Source organism: Hyphomicrobium sp. (genome assembly GCF_020852195.1).
Taxonomy (GTDB): Bacteria; Pseudomonadota; Alphaproteobacteria; order Rhizobiales; family Hyphomicrobiaceae; genus Hyphomicrobium_C.
In genome coordinates this window covers 1-5,851 of sequence record NZ_JADZBI010000163.1, presented here as the reverse complement: position 1 = coordinate 5,851, position 5,851 = coordinate 1, and the positions used below count along the sequence as shown (strand labels likewise).

Below are 5,851 nucleotides of genomic sequence, written 5' to 3'. Positions count from 1 at the left end.
CGCCGAGGATCAGGGCGGGATCTTCTTCAGGACCGGCCTCGGCGCGGGGTACGGGCACTACCTCTACACCGAGACTGCGCGCAACGGCGGCGGCCCCGTGCTCGGCAGCTCGTTCCTGATCGGCTACCGGCTCCCGATGGGACTGGTCGTGGGAGGGAGCCTCGCCTTCGAGCCGATCCTCCTCGCGTGGGGCCAGCACAGCAGGGGCGGCGGCTGGGGGCCGTCGTTCGGCCCGGGCGGCTACGGCGGCTTGGCCATCGGCTACGCGCGCGACCTCTTCGAGATCGACATCACGGTCGGGTTCGGCGGCGGCGGCGTCAGCGGAGGCGCCGGGGGCTTCGGACTGATGGTCGTCCCCTCGTTCGGCGTGCACGTGCTGAGCTTCCAGCAGCTGCACATCGGCCTGTTCGCTCGACCGACGCTCGGCCTGCTGGTCGACGTGAACACCGGCCGCTTCCTCGTGTACCCCGCCGGCACGATCGGTGTCTCGGTGACCTATTACTGATTACTGATCTCCGAGGACCGTCCACGCCAAGACTGAAGGTCCCCCGCTTCCGTGGACGCCCCGAAGCGCGAAGATGCGCGACGAGAGCACCCGTCCCCGGGGAGCAAGCGAGCAACCCGTCCCGTCCCTGGGACGGGGCAGGCCCCCCAGACCGCGCCGCGACCGACGCCGTTCAGCGGATGTCCCGTTTGAGAGGTTGTCTGAGTTTGTTTGGGGAGAGGTTGTTCGCTTCGCGAGCGAGCCCTCCGGTGAGCGTCGGTTCGTTGCTCGGGCGGAACGGCCATGTCAGACCCGCGCGATGTCGCGATGGCTCTCGATGGGATGCGCCAAAGGAAAAGTCGTCGACCGAGCGCGGCTGCGCTCGTGAACGAGCGAACGGGATCGTCGGAGGGCGCCACCGGGAGAGCCCATGACCAATCCACGCCCCGTATCGTAGAATCGCGTACTGGTGGCCAGCGCGCCCAGCGCTCCTCGCACGGGGAGCTCCCTGGTCTGGATCCTCTTCGCCCTGCTGCTCGCGGCGAGCGTCCGGGCTCAGGTCGGCGAGGGCGACACCTACCTCGAGCTCGGCCGCCGCCTGCAGGTGCACGAGGATCCGAGCGGGCGCCAGACGATCGACGAGGTGGCGTGCCTCGGCGACGAGGCCTTCGCTCCCGTCGATACCTCGCAGCCCTCCTTCGGCTACTCGCGATCGGCGTTCTGGCTGCGGGGCTCGCTCGCCGTGCCCGAAGCTCGACGCTGGGTCCTCGAGCAGGCGTTCGCCGAGACCGACGACATCCGCGTCTACTGGCGGGAAGGCGAGCGATGGCGCGAGGTGCGGTCGGGCGACGCGCTCTCCTTCGCCGAGCGCCCGATGCGCGCGCCGACCCATGTCTTTTCGGTCCCGCGCGGAGGCAGCGATCCCTTCTACGCCCGCATCCGGACGCAGGGCTCCGTGCTGGCGCCGCTCCGGCTCTGGCGGCTCGACGCGTTCGAGCGCTACCTGAACGACACGCAGATCCTGCTCGGCGCGTTCTACGCGTTTCTGGCCGCGCTGGCGCTCTACAACCTCTTCCTCTTCTTCGCGCTCCGCGATCGGGCCTACGCCTTCTACGTTCTCTACCTGGCCAGCTTCGCGCTCTTCACCGCGGCCTTCGAGGGGCACGCGTCGATGTACCTCTGGCCGAGCTCGCCGGGCTGGGCCCAGGTCGCGGCGCCGGTGTTTCTCGCGTCCACCTTCGGCTTTGGCCTGCTCGGCCTGCGCCTGATGGCCAACATGCCCGAGCTGACCCCGCGGTTGGCAAAGGTGACCGGCGCCTGCGCCCTCTTCTTCCTCGCGCTCGTGCCGCTCTCGTGGGTGGCCTACCAACCGGTCGTGATCCTGCTCTCGACGGTGACGCTCCCGGTGATGCTCTACCACGCCATCCCGCTCTTGCTCACGGCGCGGCGCGGCTGGCGGCCCTCCCGCTACCTCTTCATCGGCCATGCGTTCATCTTCCCGGGCGCGGTGCTCTTTGGCGTGCGCTCGATGCACCTGATCGGCCGGAGCTTGCTGACCGAGCACGCGGTCAAGCTGGGCGTCGCTATCGAGGCGCTGGTCATCTCGTTCGCGCTGGCCGACCGTATCAACCTCTTGCGCGAGCAGAAGGACGCCGCGCAGTCGCGCCTGCTCGAGGAGCAGCGGGCGTTCGGGCAGCGCCTGCTGGCGACGCAGGACGGCGAGCGGCGGCGCTTCGCGCAGGAGCTGCACGATGGGCTCGGCCAGAAGCTGACGCTGCTCGCCAGCGAGCTCGGCAAGGCCAAGGAGGCCTCGCTGCTCGAGCTGGCGCGCGAGAGCCTGGCCGACGCGCGCGCCATGGCCCATGACCTCCACCCGCACCAGCTCGATCGGTTGGGGCTCTCGGAGGCGGTTCGGTCGACCGCGCATCGCACGCTCTCGGCGGCCGGCATCGAGCCCGAGGTGGTGGTCGCCGAGGTCGACGGCGTCCTGCCCGCGGCTGCCGAGCTCCACCTGCATCGCATCCTGCAAGAGGCGCTCTCCAATGTGGTGCGCCACTCGGGCGCCTCGAGCGCCATCGTGGCCCTGAGGCGGGCCGGCGACGTGCTGGAGCTGATCGTGGAGGACGACGGCTGCGGGCCGGGGGCGCCGGCCGGCCTCGGGACCACCAGCATGCGCGAGCGCGCGCAGGCCATCGGGGGCAGCGTCGAGATCGGCGAGGCCGAGGGCGGCGGCACGTGCGTGCGGGCGGCGGTGCCCATCTAGCTAGACCCTAATCAAGCGCTACGCGCTCGATTAGGGTCTAGCGTTTCTTCCGAGAGCTAGATGTCGCGCTCCAGCTCCTTGAGGTTGGCCAGCGCGAAGCGCAGCAGCGCCGCCGAGCCACCGAGCTCGAGCTTCTTGACCATGTTGGCGCGGTGGTTCTGCACCGTGCGGTGGCTGACCTTGAGCACGCCGGCGATCTCGCGGCTCGTCATGTGGCGGCCGACGAGGCGAAGGACGCGGCGTTCGCTGCTGGAGAGCGCGCGCAAGGTGGCGGCGGAGGGGCTCTCGGCCTCGAGCGCGCCAGGCGGAAGGCGGCGGCTGAGGTAGCGCCTGCCCTCGGCCACCGCGCGCAGGCAGGGCTCGATCTCGCTGGTGGTGTCCTCCTTCAGAAGGTAGCCGAGCGCGCCGGTGGCGACGGCGCGGGCCACGAGGTCCTCGTGCATGGTCAGCACGATGAAGCGGGGCGGGTCGGCCCAGGTCATGGCCTGCGCCAGCACCTCGAGGCCGTCGAGGCGCGGCATCGCCACATCGACCACGACGATCGCCGGGCGGTGCTCGCGGATGGCGTCGAGCGCGGCGAGGCCGTCCTCGGCCTCGGCGACGACCTCGAAGCCCGGGAGCGCATCGATCGTGCCGGCGAGGCCGCAGCGCATCAGCGGGTGGTCGTCGGCGATCACGACGCGCATGCGCTCATCCTCTCTGATCCGGAGTACGGAGGGGCAGTGGCAAGGGGCAGGCCGCTGGCGCGGCCAGCTGCTGCTGAGTTGGGGCAGGGGCAGGGGGCAGGCTGCTGGCGCGGCCTGCTAGGGCATGTAGGGGTAGATCCAGACCTCGTCCGCACCGGTACAGCGCGCCACGCGAGCCGCCTCGGCCTGAGTGGCGTCGAGGCCGTAGTAGACATCGGTGCCGATGGAGCCCTCGGGCGCGTTGGTGTCCACGCACGCACCGGCGGTGGGGCCGCCTGGGCAGGGGCCGCCCCCGGCCCGAGAGGTGCCGACGTTGCACTCGACCGAGATCCAGTCAGCGAAGGGGCCCGGCACGCCGTAGCAGAAGGCGCCATTGCTATCCATGTTCTCCCAGGCCGGCGCCGGGCGGTAGCAATGCGAGCCGTCGTTGGCGCCCGGGGGAGGTCCGACGATGCACTCCATCCCGACCATCACCCAGGAACGATCGACGGCATAGCCGTCGCTCGCGGTCACGTGCAGGCCGAGCCACATGCCGAGCGGGAGGCCCTCGCAGAGCCAGCTCTCGGGGGGAGCCATGTAGAGGACCGTGTCGGCGGTGTAGGGCATCCCGGTCACGGTGTCGGTGGCCAGGCCGGTCATCGGATCGCGACCGAGCACATCGCCGGTCAGGGGGTTGAAGTAGTTGCCGGGCAGGCCGTGCCACCAGAAGTACGAGAGCACATCGTCATCGGGATCCGTGGCGATGACGCTCAAGAGCGTGAGGCCGGCCTCGGCGTCGCCCATCGAGAGCGGCCGGACGGAGGTGCGCGCTCCTTCCGGTGCGCCCTGGCCGATGCGGATCGGCGTGGCGAGGAAGGAGACGATCTCGGGCCGGTCGTTGCCGCGCACGACGATCGTCACGCGGCCCTCGCCGAAGAGGCCGTTCTCGTCGTAGGCCGTGAAGTAGATGTCGAAGGTGCCGGTCCTGGTCGGGCGCCAGCTGCTGGTCACGCTCTGGCCCGAGGCCATCACGCCCTCGCGATCGTTGAGCACGCCGCCGGTCGCGTTCCAGTAGTAGGTCAGCTGCCCGCCCGAGGCGCTGGTGGCGCCGCCGGTGAGCTCGACCCTGCCGTCGCGGCGGATCAGGGTGGTCGAGGCCTGGAGGGTGGCGGTCGGGCGCTCGTTACAGCGAGGGCTGGTGGCGGTGGCGCGCACGAACGGGGACGGGCCCGGCGTCGTGACCGCCACGCAGCGCTCGTCGTTGCCGCTGCGGATGCGGACCATGTAGCTGCCGTCGACCACCTCGAACATGGCGGGCAGCGGATCGGCGAGGCTGTGTGTCAGCCCCATCAGGCCCTCGAGGGGCGTGACGAAGCTGTAGCCATGGGTGAGCTCGCTCAACGGCCGGACGCCGAGGATCTCGGCCTGGAACTCGGGGGAGATGTCGCTCTCCACCGTGATCGGTACGAAGAACGCGTACATCGGTGCGAAGTGCGTGAAGTGGTCGACCGAGAGGGTGACCTCCATCCCGACCTGCGCGACGGGATCGGCGAAGCCGACCTGCGCCGCGGTGACCAGGCGCACCCAGCGGATCGGCTGGCTGTCCTCGTCGAGGTAGCCGGCGGTGACGTCGGTGAGGTCGGTGATGCCGTCGTAGACCGGGAGGACGACGGTGATCGGCTGCGCGAAGGTGGTGCCCCGCGGCAGGAGCTCGAAGGCCGGCCCGGCGAGGAGCGCGTTGGAGTCATGCGGCAGCGTGGAGGGGCGGATCTCGATCTGGGTCTCGCTGCGGAGCGCGCCGGGCGGGATGTGGACGGTCACGCCGTAGAGCGGTGAGCTGCGATCGCGCACGGCGACGGTGCCGCCGCGCGAGCCGATCCTCCTCGATGCGGCCCCCGCCGGCGGGGGCGGCTGCCGGAAGGGGCCCGAGCTGCAAGCGACGGCGACGAGGGCGCCGGCCCAGAGGTAGAGAGCTCGCATGAGCCGATCTTCCGCCATGGAGCAGCGAGGCTCCATAGGCATACATGCTCATTTCGGCCTCGCTCGCGCCGCCCGGCGGCGCGCCTTGCACGCTCAGAAGCAGCGGTACGATTTCATGCGCGGAAGGAGGTTCACGGTGCGCTGCGGCCACCCTCCGCCCGCCGGATCCGGCAATTCGTCGTCGCAAGTACGCGAGATCAGTCGATCGCCATGACGGAACGGATGTTGACGTGGGCTCCGGTGCGGACTCAGGACCGCACGTTCCTCTTGCGGCCCGACGCCTCTTGCGGCCCGACGCCGTGCTCACCGCGCTCTTCACCTGGGTGCTCGCGGTCTCGGCACGCTCGATCGTGAGGAATGCGCGGCCGCACGCGCGCCGTGGGCTCGGGCGAGGCTTGGTCCGGCAATTCGTCGTCGAGGCTTGGCGGGCGAGGCTTGGGACACCCATCGTTCGCTGGG

3 protein-coding genes and 1 pseudogene are annotated in these 5,851 nt (G+C 70.5%); 2 read left to right on the top strand and 2 right to left on the bottom strand.

Annotated elements, in window-relative coordinates; translation table 11 throughout:
- A pseudogene (locus IT540_RS13850) lies at positions 1-505 on the top strand (hypothetical protein); the annotation flags it as partial.
- A 448-nt stretch (positions 506-953) separates the two neighbouring features.
- On the top strand, positions 954-2,747 hold the full coding sequence (locus IT540_RS13845; protein ID WP_291178950.1) for a 7TM diverse intracellular signaling domain-containing protein: 1,794 nt from the start codon (positions 954-956) through the stop codon (positions 2,745-2,747).
- A gap of 56 nt (positions 2,748-2,803) precedes the next feature.
- Here the strand turns inward: IT540_RS13845 and IT540_RS13840 are convergent, their stop codons facing one another.
- Positions 2,804-3,433 carry a response regulator transcription factor gene (locus IT540_RS13840; RefSeq protein ID WP_291178948.1) on the bottom strand — a complete coding sequence of 210 codons (630 nt, stop codon included), beginning with the start codon at positions 3,431-3,433 and terminating at the stop codon, positions 2,804-2,806.
- Between the two features lie 117 nt (positions 3,434-3,550).
- Complete coding sequence (locus IT540_RS13835) at positions 3,551-5,392, bottom strand: hypothetical protein (RefSeq protein ID WP_291178945.1); 1,842 nt, start codon at positions 5,390-5,392, stop codon at positions 3,551-3,553.
- Positions 5,393-5,851 lie beyond the last annotated feature (459 nt).